This is a genomic window from Pengzhenrongella phosphoraccumulans (assembly GCF_045689905.1).
Classification (GTDB): Bacteria; Actinomycetota; Actinomycetes; order Actinomycetales; family Cellulomonadaceae; genus Pengzhenrongella; species Pengzhenrongella phosphoraccumulans.
In genome coordinates this window covers 880,086-896,326 of sequence record NZ_CP144210.1, presented here as the reverse complement: position 1 = coordinate 896,326, position 16,241 = coordinate 880,086, and the positions used below count along the sequence as shown (strand labels likewise).

The window sequence follows — 16,241 nt, the reverse complement described above, 5'->3', positions numbered from 1 at the left end:
GGTTGAGTGGCGCAAGAGTTCAGCTGGTGCGTCGGGTCAGCGGCGGATGACGACGCCGTGGCGGTCGGTGAACTGCCAGCCGGTAGGTGTCCAGGTGATCTCGATGCCGTGGTCGTGGGTGTGGTCGTGGTGGTGCCAGCACAGCAGCACCCCGGTGGTGGCATCGGTGTCGCCGTGGTCACGGAACCATTGGATCGAGTGGTGGCATTCACACATGCGTGGGGGTGCGGTGCAACCCGGGTATTGACAATGTTTGTCCCGGGCGATGATCGCCCGACGCAATTGGCCGGTGAAGGTGCGTTTGGCGCGGCCGATATTGATGAGCTGCGAGTCCGGGCTGAACATGAACCGGCTGATCTCCGCGTCGCACATCAGCTTGTCCAGTACGACGCGTGGGACCGGTTGCCCGTCCTCGAACACCGCCGGGCGAAGCACCTGCGGGACCAGCGGTGCGGGGTTGAGCAGCCCGCCAACGGGTGGGGAGTCGATTAGCAGGGCCGGGTCCACCCGGTCGCAGTCGGTGGGATGCAGGGCTGGGTCGAGCAGGTGGGTCACCCCGGCGCGGGTGGTCATTGCGATCAGGGTCGGGTAGTCCACCAGGACAGAGATGTGCGGTCGTACTGAGGCGTGCTTGCCGGTCAGGCCCTGGTCCAACGTGAGTCGGGCCAGGTCCGACAACGCACCCGCCCGACGCTGCGACGCGGTCCGGTCATCCCCAGCGGCCGGCACGCCCTGCACGGCCTGCAGGGCGACCAACAGCCCTTGGCCGTGCTCGGTGGTGAGGAAGCCGGACAGGTGGCACCCACCGGTGGTGGCGGAGATGTCGAAGAACTCCCGTTCGGTGGCGCCGGTGTACCCGCGCTCGTCCGCCTCCGGGTCCGCCGCCGCGGCCCAGCGGCGGGCGAGCATGCGCAACGTGTCGGCGCTGACCTGGGCGGCCTGGTTCAGCAGGAACCGTTCCCCCACCGGGGCGTCGGGGTCGGACAACACCTGACGGCGCAGGTCGCTGGTCGCCGCGGCCGTGGTCAGGATCTCGGCCTGCTCCACACTGACCCGCCCCTCACCCCCGGTGACCACCGCGGCGGCAGTCAACGGCAGCTCGTCCCGCAACGCGTGGGCCAGGCGCGTCATCCGCTTGGCCCGGGCGTAGGTCAGATGCGCACGCCGGGCCAGCCAGGTCGGGAACGTGCGCGCCCCGTTGACGTTCCACGGCACCTCGCACTCCACCACGGGCAGCACACGGGTGGCGATGGCCTGCAACCGGTCCGACAGCTCAAACACCACGTCGAACAACTCCAACGCCCCGGCCCCGTCCAGATCCCGCGGAGACACGTCCGCCAACGCGTCCACCTGCGCGCGGATCACCGCCACCCGATCCGCCAACGACAACGACGCCAGTCGCGCGGACGAGCGCGACGGCGTGGGTGTCGGCACGGGCGTAGGTGTGGGCAAGAGCGGCTGGGTGGCCGGCGGGGTGGGTGCGGGCGGCTGCGACGACGCGCGCTCGTCCTCTTCAGAGGTCATCTCACACCCCCACATCGCTGCGTGTCAGGAATACCCCTGCTGCCTCAGAACCGGTGAAACTCACCATTCCGATGCAATCCACACTAACCGGGGCCACTGACATTCCCCGCGACGTCGTCGGGCAGGGGGTGTGGACAAAGAAAGCGCGCCTAAGCCTGTGGATTGGCATGCGCGAAAGCGGCCTGGGGTCGGCCCATCAATGGCAATCCGGCCGCCATTTCTTCTCGGCACAGCGAATCCGGGCTTCGCGGTGCGGCCCAGCGAGCGAGTCACCCGCAGCGAGCGGCTTACCCCAGCGAGTGAGCGACCTGCAGCGAGCGGTCACGTGCAGCGAGCACGGTCACCACTGGTCAGCGCGTCACGTAGACCCGCAGGGAGAGGGCCTCCAGGTCGACGGTCTCGCCCGAGGCCGCGTGCAGGCCGCCACCGATCGCGGCCGCGGCGCGCTCGCCCGGCTCGTCCCAGGTGCTGTCCCAGGCGAGCTCCCACTGGGTGGGGTGCTCGTCGGCGAGCGTGACCTCGACCAGGTCGAGCGCGCCGTTGATGACGATGAGCACGTCCGACGTCGCCCCCTCGGCCGTCCCGCTCGGCACGCTGCGCAGCATCTGCAGCGTGCGCACCGCCGGATCGTGCCAGCGGTCGTGCCCGAGCACGGACCCGGTGGAGTCGAACCAGGCGAGGTCGGGCCGCCCACCGGCCTGCGGGCGCGCGCCCCGGAAGAACGTGTCGGGGCGCAGCGCCGCGTGCTCGCGCCGCAGGAGCAGGAGGTAGCGCGTGGTCGAGAGCAGGTTCCGCTGCCACTCGGTCAGGTCCCAGTTCAGCCAGGAGATCTTGTTGTCCTGGCAGTAGGCGTTGTTGTTGCCCTGCTGGGTGCGCCCGAGCTCGTCGCCGGCGCTGATCATCGGGGTCCCGGCAGAGAGCAGGAGCGTTCCCACGAGGTTGCGCAGGGACCGCTGCCGCAGCGGCAGGATCTCCCAGCCGACCGAGTCAGACAGGACGGCGCCCTCGATCTCGTGGTTCCACGACCGGTTGTCGTCCGTGCCGTCGCGGCCGTCCTCGCCGTTGGCAGCGTTGTGCTTGTGGCTGTACGACACGAGGTCGGTCAGCGTGAACCCGTCGTGCGCGGTGACGAAGTTGATCGACGCGCCCGGACCCCGCATCAGCGGCGGGTCGCTGTGACCGAAGAGGTCGACCGAGCCGGCCAGCCGCGTCGCGAGCTCGGCCACGCCGTTGCCGGGCCGGCCGTGCGCCGCCTGCGCCGGGTCGGAGAGCCAGAACGAGCGCACCGCGTCCCGGTACCGGTCGTTCCACTCCGCCATCGGCGCAGGGAAAGCCCCGGTCCGCCAACCGCCGGGGCCCAGGTCCCACGGCTCGGCGATGAACTTCAGGCCGCGCATCGTCGGATCCGTCTGCAGTGCGACGAGGAGCGGATGGTCGGGGTCGAAGCCGCCTTCGCCCCGTCCGAGCGTGACCGCGAGGTCGAAGCGGAAGCCGTCGACGCCGACCTCGCCCGCCCAGTACCGCAGCGAGTCGAGCGTCATCTGGATGACGCGCGGACGCCGGAAGTCGAGCGAGTTGCCGCAGCCGGTGACATCGGCGAACCGCGCCGGGGTGCCGCCGTCGTGCAGGTAGTAGACCGTGTTGTCGAGCCCGCGCCACGAGAGGTGCTGACCGCCGTCGCCGCCCTCGCACGTGTGGTTGTAGACGACGTCGAGGATGACCTCGAGCCCGGCCTCGTGCAGCAGCTCGACCGCGCCCTTGACCTCCGCGAGCACCGCGCTGGCGCCGCCCGCGCGAGAGGCCGCCGTCGCGTAGGCCTCGTGCGGGGCGAAGAAGCCGGCGGTGTTGTACCCCCAGTAGTTGGTCAAGTTCTTGTCGATGAGGTGCGGCTCGGACGTGAACGCCTGGATCGGCAGCAGCTCGAGCGTCGTGATGCCCAGCGAGAGCAGGTGGCTCACGGTCGCCGGGTGCGCGAGGCCGGCATACGTGCCGCGGAGCTCGGCCGGGACGCCCGGCAGCGTCATCGTCAGGCCGCGGACGTGCGCCTCGTAGACCACGGTGTCCCGCCACGGGATCTCCTGGTGCACGACCGGCGCGCCGTGATAGGCGGTGTCGACGACGACCGAGAACGGCACGAACGTGGCGGAGTCGCGGGGATCGGCCGGGCCGTAGATGTCGCCCACGCCGTTCTCGTCCACGACGTGGCCGTAGGTCTCGGGGGTGTACGCGAGCTCACCGGTCAGGCCGCGGGCGTACGGGTCGACGAGGAGCTTGGCGGGGTTGTTGCGCAGCCCGCGCACCGGGTCCCAGGCACCCGAGGTGCGGAACCCGTACCGCTGACCGGCGAACACGCCGGGTACGTGCGCGTGCCAGATGCCGTAACTCGGCCCACCCAGCGGCACGCGCCGTTCGCTCCAGCCGGACGGCTGCGCCGCGTCGGCATCGAACAGGCACAGGTCGACCCCGGTCGCATGCGACGCCAGCACGGCCACGTCGACGCCATCCGAGGCGAGACGGACACCGAGCGGCGGAACCGGCCGGGCCGCGGGGGTGTGCAAGGCGCGGCTCATCTGTCTATCCTCTCGCAGACCGTGCGCGATCGCGGCGAGCGCCCCCGCGATCCGCACGTCTGTACCGGGTGAGAACCGTCACGCAGGGGTCGCCCGATCGCGCGGGGGCTGGGTGCTGGCGGGGAGTCGCACAATGTCGTCGAGTAACCTTCCTGCGTGCTCGCGTCGGGCACGCCTGACGCACTGACGCCCGTGGGTGGCCGTGCTGCGACCGAAGGGATCACACCTCACATGAGAATCGTGGTGTGCGTCAAGCACGTGCCGGACATCCAGTCCGAGCGAAGCCTGGGGCCCGACGGTCGGGTCGTCCGCGACGGCGGTGACGGCACGCTGAACGAGCTGGACGAGAACGCCGTCGAGGCAGCCCTGACGCTCCTCGAGGCCCACTTCGACGCCGGGGGCACCGGCGAGGTGCTCGCGCTGACGGTCGGGCCCGACGACGCCGAGGACGCCGTGCGCCGCGCGCTCCAGATGGGCGCCGACGTCGCAATCCACGTGCTCGACGACGCCATCGCCGGCTCGGACGTCTTCGGCACCGCCACCGTCCTCGCGGCGGCGATCCGGCACCTCGGCGCGCAGGAGCCCATCGACCTCGTCGTGACCGGGATGGCGGCGCTCGACGGGCAGACGTCGATGCTCCCGGCGGCGCTCGCGTACGCGCTCGACCTCCCGCAGCTCACGCTCGCGACCGAGGTCACGATCGACGCAGGCGTCGTGCGCGTGCGTCGCGAGCTCGACACGGCCTCCGAGATCCTCACCGCGAACCTGCCTGCGCTCGTGAGCGTCACCGACCAGTCCAACGAGCCCCGGTACCCCAACTTCAAGGGCATCATGGCCGCGCGCAAGAAGTCGGTCGCGGTGCTCACCCTCGCCGACCTCGGGGTCGATCCCGCCACGGTCGGCGCAGCCGGCGCCCGGACCGTCGTCCTCGAGGCCGCGGCGCGCCCGGAGCGGGAGAACCGCATCCTCGTGACCGACGACGGCACCGCGGCTGCCCGGCTCGTCGCGTACCTCGTCGACAACAAGCTTGTCTGAGTCCTGACCGTCGTCCCCGCCCGCCCGGGCGAAGACCCACCCGCTTCCAAGGAGTTCCTGCGATGAGTTCCTCGCTCTCCGGCCCCGCACTGGTGCTGCTCGACCACCACGACGGCCGGTTGCGCCCGCCGGTCGCCGAGCTCGTGACCGCCGCACGGCTGCTCGGCGCGGACGTGCACGGGATCTTCTTCGGCGAGGACCTCGAGGGGATGCGTCCGGCGATCGGGCTGGCCGGGATCTCCGTCGTCTACCGCGTCGGCGGGGGAGCGGCGGGTGCCGTGGCGCTCGCGCCGGTCTCGGCCGTCGCGCAGGTCGTCGCCGAGCTCGCCGTCGAGCACCACGCCAGCCTCGTCCTGCTCACCTCGACGTTCGAGAACAAGGAGATCGGCGCGCGGGTCGGCGCGGCCACGGGAGCCGGCGTCGTCGTCGATGCCGGGGCCCTGGCCGTCGAGGAGGGCCGCGTCGTCGCGGAGAAGTCGGTCTTCGCCGGCACCTGGAACACCCGGTGCGCGATCACCACTGGCCTCGCGGTCGTCGCGGTCAAGCCCAACTCGCTGCACGCGCAGGACGCGGATGCGCCGACGACGCCCGAGATCGTCGAGGTCGCTCTGCCTGTGAGCGACTCCGCGCGCGCCGTCACGGTCGTCGAGCGCACCGCGCGCCCGGCGTCGAACCGCCCGGAGCTCGGTGAGGCCGACGTCGTGATCGCCGGCGGGCGGGGCACCAACGGTGACTTCACCGCCATCGAGGAGCTCGCGGACCTGCTGGGCGCCGGGGTCGGCGCCACCCGCGTGGCGACCGACGAAGGCTGGATCGACCATGCCGCGCAGATCGGCCAGACGGGCGTCACGGTCGCCCCGCGGCTCTACATCGGCGCCGGGGTCTCCGGCGCGGTGCACCACCGCGGCGGCATGCAGTCCGCGGGCGTGATCGTGGCCGTGAACTCCGACCCCGAGGCGCCCATCTTCGAGATCGCCGACTTCGGCATCGTGGGCGACCTGTTCACCGTGCTGCCCCAGGTCACCGCCGAGCTCCGGGCCCTCAAGGCCTGACCGCTCGGCTCGCCTCGGCTGCTCAGTCGGGCAGCCGCCGCAGCCAGTCGAGCGCGACGGCCGCCTGCGCGTGCTGGAACCGGCGCAGGTTGGGCACCCCGATGGGTGGGGCCTGGTGCGACGAGAGCGTGAAGTAGCCCGCGAGCGCGGCCAGGACCGAGCGCAACGCGTGCGGCGCGACGCCCACCGCGACCGGGTGGGACCAGAACAGGTCGTCGGCGAGGCCGCCGCCCTGCATCTCCACGCTCGGGAGCATGAACGCCAGGTCGAGCCACGGGGCGCCGATCGCGGCGTGCGGCCAGTCGACGAGCCACGTCCGGTCGTTGTCCAGCAGCACGTTGTCGGCCCGCAGGTCACCGTGGACCAGGCCCGTCCCGGCGGCCGCGTCCACCCAGCCCCGCTCCCACTCGGCGAGCTCGTCCAGGTGCGCCAGCACCCAGGCGCCGCGGGGGCCGAAGACCGCCGCGCCCTGGGCCCGGCCGGTCGAGGGCGCGGCAGCGATCGTCCGCCAGCCGTGGAAGTCGTCCGCCAGGGTCGACGCGATGGAGCGCAGGGAGTTCGGTTCGAGGGGTCGAACCGTGGCGAGGTCCGTGACGGCTGCCAGCACCCGGTCGAGCTCGTCGTTGCGCCACGGCTGCTCGGGCGAGCGGCCGTGCACGGCCTCGAAGCAGAGGATGACCCACGTCCCGTCATCATCCGACCAGAGCAGCCGCGGTGCGTTTACCTCGGGCGGCAGCGCGGCCGCGACCACGATCTCGCGTCGAGCCAGCTCGGGGGACTGCGGGTTCTGCTCGGCAGAGACGGCCTTGACGAAGACCTCCGACCCGTCGCCGAGCTCGAGCACCGCGGCGAAACCCGGGCTGAACCCGCTCGTCGCGCTGGTCTCGGAGCTCACCGCCGCGCCCGCCAGCTGAGCGATCCGCGCGCGGACGGACCGGGGAAGGTCGCGCCAGGTCAACCGGGATCCGGAGAAGGCGACGGGGGGCTGGCCGGCTGCTTCGACGGCGATGAGGGGGTCTTGCACGTTCCTATCCTGCCAGCGTCGCCGGGACCCGTGACGAAAGTTCGTAGACTCAACCCTTGTGACGGCCTATCTCGACCACGCGGCGACCACCCCGATGCGGCCCGCCGCCATCGAGGCGCTCACCGCGGAGCTCGCGCTCACCGGGAACGCGTCCTCCCTGCACGCCGCGGGTCGGGCGGCGCGTCGGACCGTCGAGGAGGCACGCGAGCAGCTCGCCGCCGCGCTCGGTGCGCGCCCCAGCGAGGTCGTGCTGACAGCCGGAGGCACCGAGGCCGACAACCTCGCGGTGAAGGGCATGTTCTGGGGCCGCCGCGCGCAGGACCCGACCCGCCGCCGCATCGTCGTGTCCGCCATCGAGCACCACGCCGTGATCGACCCCGCGTTCTGGATGGCCGGGCACGCCGGCGCCGAGATCGTCCTGCTGCCCGTGGACAGCGACGGCGTCGTGGACCTCGATGCGCTCGCGGCGGAGCTCGAGACCTCCGGCGAGCAGGTCGCGTTCGTGTCCGTGATGTGGGCGAACAACGAGGTCGGCACGATCTCTCCGGTCGCCGAGGTCGTGGCCCTCGCGCACCGCCACGGCATCCCCGTGCACGCCGACGCCGTCCAGGCCGTCGGCCAGGTGCCGGTCGACTTCACCGCGTCCGGCCTCGACGCGATGACCGTCAGTGGGCACAAGCTCGGCGGTCCGCACGCCACGGGCGCACTGCTCGCCCGGCGCGACCTCGCGCTCACCCCCGTGCTGCACGGCGGCGGCCAGGAACGCGGGGTCCGGTCGGGCACGCTCGACACCCCCGGTACGCGCTCGTTCGCGGTCGCCGTCGATGCTGCGGTGCGCGAGCAGCCCGAGCACGCCGCCCGACTGACCGCGCTCCGGGACGACCTGATCGCCCGCGTGCGGTCCGCCGTGCCGGGCGCCGTGCTGCACGGACCCGAGCCGCGCACCGGGTCGGCGGCGGCCCGCGGGCCCGCGAACCGCCTGCCGGGCAACGCCCACTTCACCTTCCCCGGGTGCGAGGGTGATTCGCTCCTGTACCTGCTCGACTCCGCCGGCGTGCAGTGCTCGACCGGCTCGGCGTGCCAGGCCGGCGTCCCTCAGCCGAGCCACGTGCTCCTCGCGATGGGGGTGAGCGAGACCGACGCCCGCGGGGCGTTGCGGTTCAGCCTCGGCCGCACCTCGACGACGGCCGACGTCGATGCGCTCGTCGCCGTGCTCCCCGGGGTGGTCGAGCGGGCCCGGTCGGCGGGACTCGCCTCCACGACCTCCACGACCTCCACGACCTCGGCGGCCACGCGATGAAGGTCCTCGCCGCGCTCTCGGGCGGGGTCGACTCCGCCGTCGCGGCCGCGCGTGCGGTCGAGGCGGGGCACGACGTCGTCGGCGTCCACATGGCGCTGTCGCGCAACCGGGAGCAGTTCCGCACCGGGTCGCGCGGGTGCTGCTCGATCGAGGATGCGGGCGACGCGCGCCGAGCGGCCGACGTGCTCGGGATCCCGTACTACGTGTGGGACCTGTCCGAACGCTTCGAGCAGACCGTGGTCGCCGACTTCTTCGCCGAGTACGAGGCGGGCCGCACGCCCAACCCGTGCGTGCGTTGCAACGAGCACATCAAGTTCGAGGCGCTGCTCGACAAGGCCCTCGCGCTCGGTTTCGACGCGGTGTGCACCGGCCACTACGCGCGGATCGAGCTGCGGCCCGACGGCTCGCGCGAGCTGCACCGCTCCGCCGACCTCGCCAAGGACCAGTCGTACGTCCTGGCCGTCATCGGGCCGGACCGCCTGGCCCGGTCCATGTTCCCGCTCGGGGACGCCGCGTCCAAGGACGAGGTCCGGGCCGAGGCCGCGCGCCGCGGCCTGGCGGTCTCGGCCAAGCCGGACTCGTACGACATCTGCTTCGTGGCCGACGGCGACACCCAGGGCTTCCTGCGTGAGCGTTTCGGTGCGCGTCCGGGCGACATCGTCGACTCCGCCGGTCGCGTGATCGGCGCGCACGACGGCGCCTACGCGTACACGGTCGGGCAGCGCAAGGGGCTGGCGATCGGCCGGCCCGCGCCCGACGGCAAGCCCCGCTACGTGCTCGAGGTGCAGCCGACGTCGAACCGCGTGGTGGTCGGGTCGGTCGCCGAGCTCGCGGTAGGTGCGATCCTGGCCGACGACGCGGGGTGGCTCGCCGATGCGGGTCAGTGGGATGCGGGTCGGTGGGTCGAGTGCTCGGCGCAGGTGCGGGCGCACGGCGAGGCCGTTCCCGTGCGGGCGCGGGTCGGGCCCGACGGGCGCGTGCGCGTCGAGCTCGACCGGACGCCGGGCGCCCGCGGGCTTCGCGGGGTGGCGCCCGGGCAGTCGATCGTCCTGTACGACGGCACGCGGGTGCTCGGGCAGGCGACGGTGGGGGCCACCGAACGGATGACGGCGACGACGGAGGACAGATGAACGCATGGACAGTGGAACCTGCGGACGCGCTGGACGACTTCGACGCGCCGGACGACCAGGACGCGCCGGACGACCCGGATGCGTCCGATGGTGCGGATGACTCCGATGGCACGGGGGACTCCGATGGCACGGAGGACTCCGACGGGCTCGCGGACGACGATGAGACCTCGGTCCCCCGAGCTGCTCGGGGCTCGTCCGGACCAGCCGTCGTCGTCGTGCACGACTGGTACGGCCCGCTGCCGCACCTCGCCGACTTCGCCGACGAGCTCACGATGGCCGGGTTCGACGTCGAGCTGGTCGACCTGTACGACGAGGTGACGACGGACGATCCGGGCCGCGCGGAGGTGCTCGCCGAGGCCCTCGACGGGCCGGACGCGCTCGAGCAGATCGCGGCCGCCGCCGAGCGGCTCCGCGACGGTGGCGCCTCGCACGTCGGTGCCGTGGGCTTCTCGCTCGGGGGATCGTTGGTGCTGCGGAGCGCGGCGGCCGGGGAGTTCGACGCCGTCGTCGTCTACTACGCGACCTGCGACGTCGACGACGCCGCCCGGCTCACCTGCCCGGTCCAGCTCCACCTGGCGCAGCACGACGAGTTCGAGTCGGCCGACGACGTCGAGGAGTTCGTCGCCGCGGTGCGGGCAGGCGGCGCGACCGTGGACGACTTCCTGTACCGCGGCACCGAGCACTCGTTCGCGAACGCGGATGTCGCCCTCTCCGACCCGCACGCGGCCGAGGTCGCCCTCGCGCGCACGATCGGCTTCCTGCACGCGCGGCTCGCCGGATGACGGCTGTCGCTGGGCTCGGTCCCTGGGCCGGGTCCGACGTGCTCGAGGCGCAGACCGCCGTCGTCGGCGAGCTGACGAGCACCCCCACCGGGGTCGGCGGGCTGCCGTTTCTCGTCCAGCTGCCCGGTCGCGGGTACGGCGCCGAGCCGGTCGGGCGCGCGACGGTCTTCCTGGCCGAGATGAGCTCCGAGCTGGGCCCGCACGGCTGGAAGCTCGCGGACCGGCCGGGTCGGGACTCGTCGCGCGCCGCGGCGTTCCTGCGCGAGGACCTCGACGCGCTCGCGGTCGCGGCGTACGGGTACGTGGGGCCGGTCGTGGTGAGCACGACCGGTCCGCTGACCCTCGCGGCGAGCCTGTACCTCGCGCGGGGCGACCGCGTGCTGTCGGACCCCGGCGCGGTCCGGGAGCTGGCCGAGTCCCTCGGGGTGGGGATCGCCGAGCACCTCGCCGCGCTCCGGGTCGCGGTCCCCGGTGCCGAACCGGTCCTCGCGCTCGACGAGTCCCGGCTCGCCGAGGTACTGCTGGGGCGGGTCGCGACGTTCTCGGGCAACTCGGTGATCCGGGCGGTAGTGCCCGGGGTGGCTAGCGAGCGGCTGCGGACGGTGGCCGACGCCGCCCGGACCGCGGGCGCCGGCCGCGTCGTCGTGCACAGCGGTCCGTCCTGGATCCCGGTGCGGACGATCGTGGCCGCGGGCGCCGACGGCCTGGGTCTGACGATCGAGGGGTTCGACGATCGCGGATGGGAGCGGATCGGCGAGGCCGTCGAGGCGGGCGTCGCCCTCTGGGCGTCCCTGCCGGCAGCCTTGCCCGACCGGGCGTCCTCGCGGAAGTCGGGACCGGACGTCGTCGGGCAGGCCGCTGAGCTGCTGCGCCCCTGGGGGCGGCTCGGGATGCCGGCCGCCGCCCTGCGTGACGTCGTCGTCCTGCCCGCTGCGGTGTCGACGGCGCCCACGCCTGACGCCGCGCGCACCGCGCTGGCCGACGTGATCCGGGCGACGGAGATCATCGCGGAGCGCGCCGAGGAGGGCTGAGGTCCGCGCGCGACGCGGCCTCGCCACGCAGCCGTGGGCGGCTCGCGGGATGATGGACCCGTGAGCGACCAGATGATCGACCCCGCCGCCGTCGATGCCGACGTCGACCCGACCGACGAGGCGGGCATCCGGCACCGGTGGGCCACGCTCGCCGAGCAGATCCGGGACCACCAGTTCGCGTACTACGTGCGAGACGCGCCGACCGTCAGCGACGGGGAGTACGACCTGCTGCTGCGGCGGCTCGCGGCGATCGAGGACAGGTTCCCCGCGCTGGGTCTCAAGACCCCGAGTCTCCGACCCAGCTCGTCGGGGGGGCGTACTCGACGGACTTCACCGCGGTCGACCACGTGGAGCGGATGCTCTCGCTCGACAACGCGTTCTCCGCCGAGGACCTTGCGGCGTGGGCCGAGCGGGTGCACCGCGACCTGGACGGCACGGTCGACGTCGTGCACTACCTGTGCGAGCTGAAGATCGACGGCCTGGCGATCGCGCTGCTGTACGAGAACGGCCGGCTCGTGCGGGCCGCGACGCGCGGCGACGGGCGCACCGGCGAGGACGTGACCAACAACGTCCGGACCATCGAGGGCGTGCCGCAGGTGCTCGCCGGCACGGATCATCCGGCGCTGATCGAGGTGCGGGGCGAGATCTTCCTCCCCGTGGAGGGCTTCGAGGAGCTCAACGCGTCCCAGCTCGAGGCGGGCAAGCCGCCGTTCGCCAACCCCCGCAACGCCGCGGCGGGCTCGCTGCGGCAGAAGGACCCACGCGTGACCGCGTCGCGGCCGCTGCGGATGCTCGCGCACGGGATCGGCGCCCTGCGCTGGGACGGGCCGGGGACCGCCATCGACCGGCAGTCTCAGGGGTACGACCTGCTCGCGGGCTGGGGCATCCCGGTCTCGACCCGCAGCCAGGTCGTGGACGACCTCGCCGGCGTGGAGCGCGTCATCGAGCACTACCGCGAGCACCGCCACGACGTCGAGCACCAGATCGACGGCATCGTGATCAAGGTCGACGAGATCTCGCTGCAGCGCCGCCTGGGCGCGACGAGCCGGGCGCCGCGGTGGGCGATCGCGTACAAGTACCCGCCCGAGGAGGTCAACGCGAAGCTGCTCGACATCCGCGTGAACGTCGGCCGGACCGGCCGGGTCACGCCGTACGGCGTCATGCAGCCGACGCTCGTGGCCGGCTCCACCGTGGAGATGGCGACGCTGCACAACGCGAGCGAGGTCAGGCGCAAGGGCGTGCTGATCGGCGACACCGTCGTGCTGCGCAAGGCGGGCGACGTGATCCCCGAGATCGTCGGTCCGGTCACCGAGCTGCGCGACGGCACCGAGCGCGCGTTCGTGATGCCGACGCTGTGCCCGTCGTGCGGCACCGCGCTCGCGCCCGCGAAGGAGGGCGACGTCGACATCCGCTGCCCCAACTCGCGGTCCTGCCCCTCGCAGCTGCGCGAGCGGCTCTTCCACGTCGCCTCGCGCGGTGCGTTCGACATCGAGGCGCTCGGCTGGGAGGCGGCCGGGGCGCTGCTCGACGCCGGCGTCGTGACCGACGAGGGCGACCTGTTCGCGCTGGACGCCGAGGCGTTGCGGCGGGTCCCGCTGTTCGTGCTGTCGGCGAACTCCAAGGTCAAGGGCCGTGTTCGGGAGGCGGGCGACCTCAACGCGGTGGGGGAGTCCCTGCTCGCCAACCTCGCCAAGGCCAAGACGGACACCGCCCTGTGGCGGGTGCTCGTCGCGCTCTCGATCCGGCACGTCGGGCCGACGGCGGCCCGCGCGCTGGCGGGGGAGTTCGGCTCGCTCGCGTCGATCGAGAAGGTCGCGCGCAGCGGGGATGCCGGCGCGCTCGCCGTCGTGGACGGGGTAGGCCCGACGATCGCGGCGGCGGTCCGCGACTGGTTCGAGCAGCCCGACGACCCCTCGGGCTGGCACGCCGAGATCGTGCGCAAGTGGGCGGCCGCCGGAGTGACGATGGAAGACGTCCGCGACGAGTCGGTGCCGCGCACCCTCGAGGGCCTGACCCTCGTGGTCACCGGGTCGCTCGAGGGCTACTCGCGGGACGGCGCCAAGGAGGCCATCATCGCCCGTGGCGGCAAGGCGGCCGGGAGCGTGTCGAAGAAGACCGACTACGTCGTCGTCGGCGCGAACGCGGGCACCAAAGAGGCCAAGGCGCGCGAGCTCGGGCTGACGATCCTCGACGAGGAGGCCTTCACCCGGCTCCTCGCCGACGGCCCGGTGCCGCTCGACGACGGGCCGGGCTCGCTCGACGACGAGCTGGACCTGCCCGTGGGTGCCTTGGAGCCACCGGGTTGACGAGAGGAGCGGGGCCATGGCTGATCTGGTGATCCGGGTCGCGACCGTCGACGACATCGCCGCGGCGGGCGCGCTCACGGCGGAGGCGTACCACTCGGATCGGCTGATCGACGACGAGGACGAGTACCTCGCCGAGCTCCTCGACGCCGAGCGACGGGCCCGCGAGGCGACCCTGCTCGTCGCGCTCGTTCCCGTCACGGCGGGTTCGAAGGTCACGGCGGGTTCGACGGCCATGGCGGTGGTCGGCACGATCACGCTCGCCCCGGCGGGCAGCTCGTACGCGGAGATCGCGGAACCGGGTGAGGTCGAGGTGCGGATGCTCGCCGTGGCCCCCGAGGCCCGTCGCCGGGGCGTCGCAGAGGCGCTCACGCGAGCGGCGATGCTCGAGGCCGTCACGCTCGGGTCCGCGCGGGTGGTCCTGTCGACGCTCGGGGCGATGGCCACGGCGCAACGCCTGTACGTCCGCCTCGGGTTCACGCCCCGTCCCGAGCGCGACTGGCACCACGAGGGCGTCCTGCTGCGGGTGTACGCGTGGGACGTCCCGGCGGGACCCGGGATCCGCGTCGAGACCGCCGTCTGGCCGCCGCGCGAGGTGCACGACGTCGGTGGTTGGTGGGTCGGGGTCTCCGGCGGCTTCACGCGTCGGGCGAACAGTGTGGTGGCGCTCGCCGAGCCCGACGACGTCCCGGCGAGCATCGACGAGGTCGAGCGCGTCTATGCCGAGGCCGGCCAGCGACCGATCTTCCGGGTCTGCGCGCAGTCCATGCCCGAGGACCTCGACGAGATGCTGGCCGAGCGCGGCTATCGCGACGTCGCGCACACGCTCGTGCTGGTCCGCACCGACCTGGACGCCTTCGTCGGCCTGCCGGACGAGCCGGCCCCAGGCCCGGTGACGTACGTGCTCGGCGACGAGCCCGACGAGGGGTGGCTCGCGGTGTGGCTCGCGGACAAGGCGACCCGCCCGGTCGAGCGCGCGCTGGCTCTGGCCGTCGTGACGGGGGCACGCGCGGCGTTCCTCAGTGCGCGACAGGCAGGCTCGACGGTCGGCGTGATCCGGATCGCGTCCGAGCAGGACTGGGTCGGCCTGTCCTGCCTCACGGTCACGCCCGACGCCCGACGCCACGGCGTCGGGCGCGCGCTCACGCTGGACGCCCTGCGGATCGCGGCCGGCAGGGGCGCGCGGCACGCGTTCTTGCAGGTCGAGGAGTCGAACGCGACGGCGATCGCGCTCTACGAGGCGTTGGGGTTCACCCCGGCCGAGCGGTACCACTACCGCCAGCACTGAGGTTCAGCGGGCTCAGCCGAGGAGGGCGTCCATCGCCGCGGGCGAGAGCACGTGGTCCGCGGCCATCCAGCTGGCGCCGAGCACTCCCGCGCGTCCCTTGGTGCGAGACGTCACGATGCGCAGGTGCTCCGTCGCCAGGGGCAGCGAGCGCCGGTAGACGACCTCGCGGATCCCGGCGAGCAGGTGCTCGCCGGCCTCGGCGACGATCCCGCCGACCACGATCACGGACGGGTTGAGCAGGCTGACGCAGGTCGCGAGCACGCGGCCGATGTCCCGGCCCGCCTCGCGGACCGCGCGGCTCGCCGCGAGGTCGCCGGCCCGGACGAGGGCCACCACGTCGGTGCTCGTCGCGGTGTCGGCGCCGAGGGCCCGGAGCGCCTCGGCGATCGCCCCCCCGCTCGCGATCGCCTCGAGGCAGCCCACGTTCCCGCAGCGGCACGCGACGTCGAGCCCGCCGGGGACTGCGATGTGCCCGAGGTCGCCCGCCGCGCCCTGGGCGCCGCGCCGGATCCGGCCGTCGCTGATGATGCCCGCGCCGATGCCCGTGGCGACCTTGACGAACAGCAGGTGGTCGACATCGGGCCAGATCGCCGAGTGCTCACCGAGGGCCATGAGGTTCACGTCGTTGTCGACCAGGACCGAGGCCCCGAGCAGGCCGCCCAGCAGGCCCGGCACGTCGGCGTCGTCCCAGCCGGGCATGATCGGTGGGTCGATGGGACGCCCGGTCGAGTGCGCGACGGGCCCCGGCAGGCCGACGCCGACGCTCACGAGGTCGGACAGCGACCGGTGCGCGGCGGCCACGAGCTCGGACCCCATCGCGGCGACCCGTTCGAGGACCTCGACGGGTCCGGCGGCGATGGACATCGGCTCGGTCCGCTCCGCCAGCACGTGCTGGGCCAGGTCGGTCACCGCGACGCTCGCGTGGGTGGCGCCGAGGTCGACGGCGAGCACGATCCGGGCGGCCGGGTTGAACGCGAACGTCGCGGGTGGGCGACCGCCGGTGGAGCTGGCCTCGCCGGCGGGCGCGACGAACCCCGAGGCGAGCAGCAGATCGACCCGCGCGGCGATCGTCGACCGCGCCTGGCCGGTGACCTGCGCCAGGTGGGCGCGCGTGCGCGGCTGACCGTCGCGCAGGAGCTGGAACATCTCGCCGGCGCCCGTCGGGCGGGGGGCGGCCCTGAGCTGTTCCGCGGTCATGCGCC

General features: G+C 73.2%; 11 protein-coding genes and 1 pseudogene. 8 read left to right on the top strand and 4 right to left on the bottom strand.

The window, feature by feature from the left end:
- Window positions 1–36 precede the first annotated feature (36 nt).
- Together VTA80_RS04290 and glgX are read right to left on the bottom strand one after the other, a co-directional pair.
- Window positions 37–1,524, bottom strand: a complete 1,488-nt coding sequence (locus VTA80_RS04290; RefSeq protein WP_407344172.1) for a DUF222 domain-containing protein — start codon at window positions 1,522–1,524, stop codon at window positions 37–39.
- Between the two features lie 350 nt (window positions 1,525–1,874).
- Window positions 1,875–4,094: a glycogen debranching protein GlgX gene (gene glgX / locus VTA80_RS04285; RefSeq protein WP_407344171.1), complete on the bottom strand. Its 2,220-nt coding sequence runs from the start codon at window positions 4,092–4,094 to the stop codon at window positions 1,875–1,877.
- 231 nt (window positions 4,095–4,325) lie between these two features.
- On the opposite strand from glgX, the gene VTA80_RS04280 reads away from it, so the two are divergent.
- Window positions 4,326–5,129, top strand: a complete 804-nt coding sequence (locus VTA80_RS04280) for an electron transfer flavoprotein subunit beta/FixA family protein (RefSeq protein WP_407344170.1) — start codon at window positions 4,326–4,328, stop codon at window positions 5,127–5,129.
- Between the two features lie 62 nt (window positions 5,130–5,191).
- Window positions 5,192–6,181, top strand: coding sequence for an electron transfer flavoprotein subunit alpha/FixB family protein (locus VTA80_RS04275; protein ID WP_407344169.1), 990 nt, complete (start codon window positions 5,192–5,194; stop codon window positions 6,179–6,181).
- A gap of 22 nt (window positions 6,182–6,203) precedes the next feature.
- Here VTA80_RS04275 and VTA80_RS04270 read toward each other — a convergent pair whose 3' ends face one another.
- Window positions 6,204–7,205, bottom strand: a complete 1,002-nt coding sequence (locus VTA80_RS04270; RefSeq protein ID WP_407344168.1) for a phosphotransferase family protein — start codon at window positions 7,203–7,205, stop codon at window positions 6,204–6,206.
- Window positions 7,206–7,263: 58 nt separating this feature from the next.
- Here VTA80_RS04270 and VTA80_RS04265 point away from each other — a divergent pair, with 58 nt between their 5' ends.
- The 6 genes and pseudogenes from VTA80_RS04265 to VTA80_RS04240 all read left to right on the top strand — a co-directional run bounded on the left by VTA80_RS04265 (window position 7,264) and on the right by VTA80_RS04240 (window position 15,039).
- The gene (locus tag VTA80_RS04265) at window positions 7,264–8,505 is read left to right on the top strand and encodes a cysteine desulfurase family protein (RefSeq protein ID WP_407344167.1); all 1,242 of its coding nucleotides are present in this window, start codon (window positions 7,264–7,266) and stop codon (window positions 8,503–8,505) included.
- The gene (gene mnmA, locus VTA80_RS04260) at window positions 8,502–9,635 is read left to right on the top strand and encodes a tRNA 2-thiouridine(34) synthase MnmA (RefSeq protein ID WP_407344166.1); all 1,134 of its coding nucleotides are present in this window, start codon (window positions 8,502–8,504) and stop codon (window positions 9,633–9,635) included. Before VTA80_RS04265 ends, mnmA begins: the two co-directional genes overlap by 4 nt.
- Window positions 9,632–10,417: a dienelactone hydrolase family protein gene (locus VTA80_RS04255; protein ID WP_407344165.1), complete on the top strand. Its 786-nt coding sequence runs from the start codon at window positions 9,632–9,634 to the stop codon at window positions 10,415–10,417. The genes mnmA and VTA80_RS04255 overlap by 4 nt, the downstream gene beginning before the upstream one ends.
- Window positions 10,414–11,448, top strand: a complete 1,035-nt coding sequence (locus VTA80_RS04250) for a hypothetical protein (RefSeq protein WP_407344164.1) — start codon at window positions 10,414–10,416, stop codon at window positions 11,446–11,448. The genes VTA80_RS04255 and VTA80_RS04250 overlap by 4 nt, the downstream gene beginning before the upstream one ends.
- A gap of 72 nt (window positions 11,449–11,520) precedes the next feature.
- Window positions 11,521–13,754: pseudogene (gene ligA, locus VTA80_RS04245) on the top strand (NAD-dependent DNA ligase LigA).
- A gap of 16 nt (window positions 13,755–13,770) precedes the next feature.
- Window positions 13,771–15,039, top strand: coding sequence for a GNAT family N-acetyltransferase (locus tag VTA80_RS04240; RefSeq protein ID WP_407344163.1), 1,269 nt, complete (start codon window positions 13,771–13,773; stop codon window positions 15,037–15,039).
- A 12-nt stretch (window positions 15,040–15,051) separates the two neighbouring features.
- Here the strand turns inward: VTA80_RS04240 and VTA80_RS04235 are convergent, their stop codons facing one another.
- Window positions 15,052–16,236 (bottom strand): ROK family protein, encoded by a 1,185-nt coding sequence (locus VTA80_RS04235; RefSeq protein ID WP_407344162.1) that lies wholly within the window; start codon window positions 16,234–16,236, stop codon window positions 15,052–15,054.
- Window positions 16,237–16,241 lie beyond the last annotated feature (5 nt).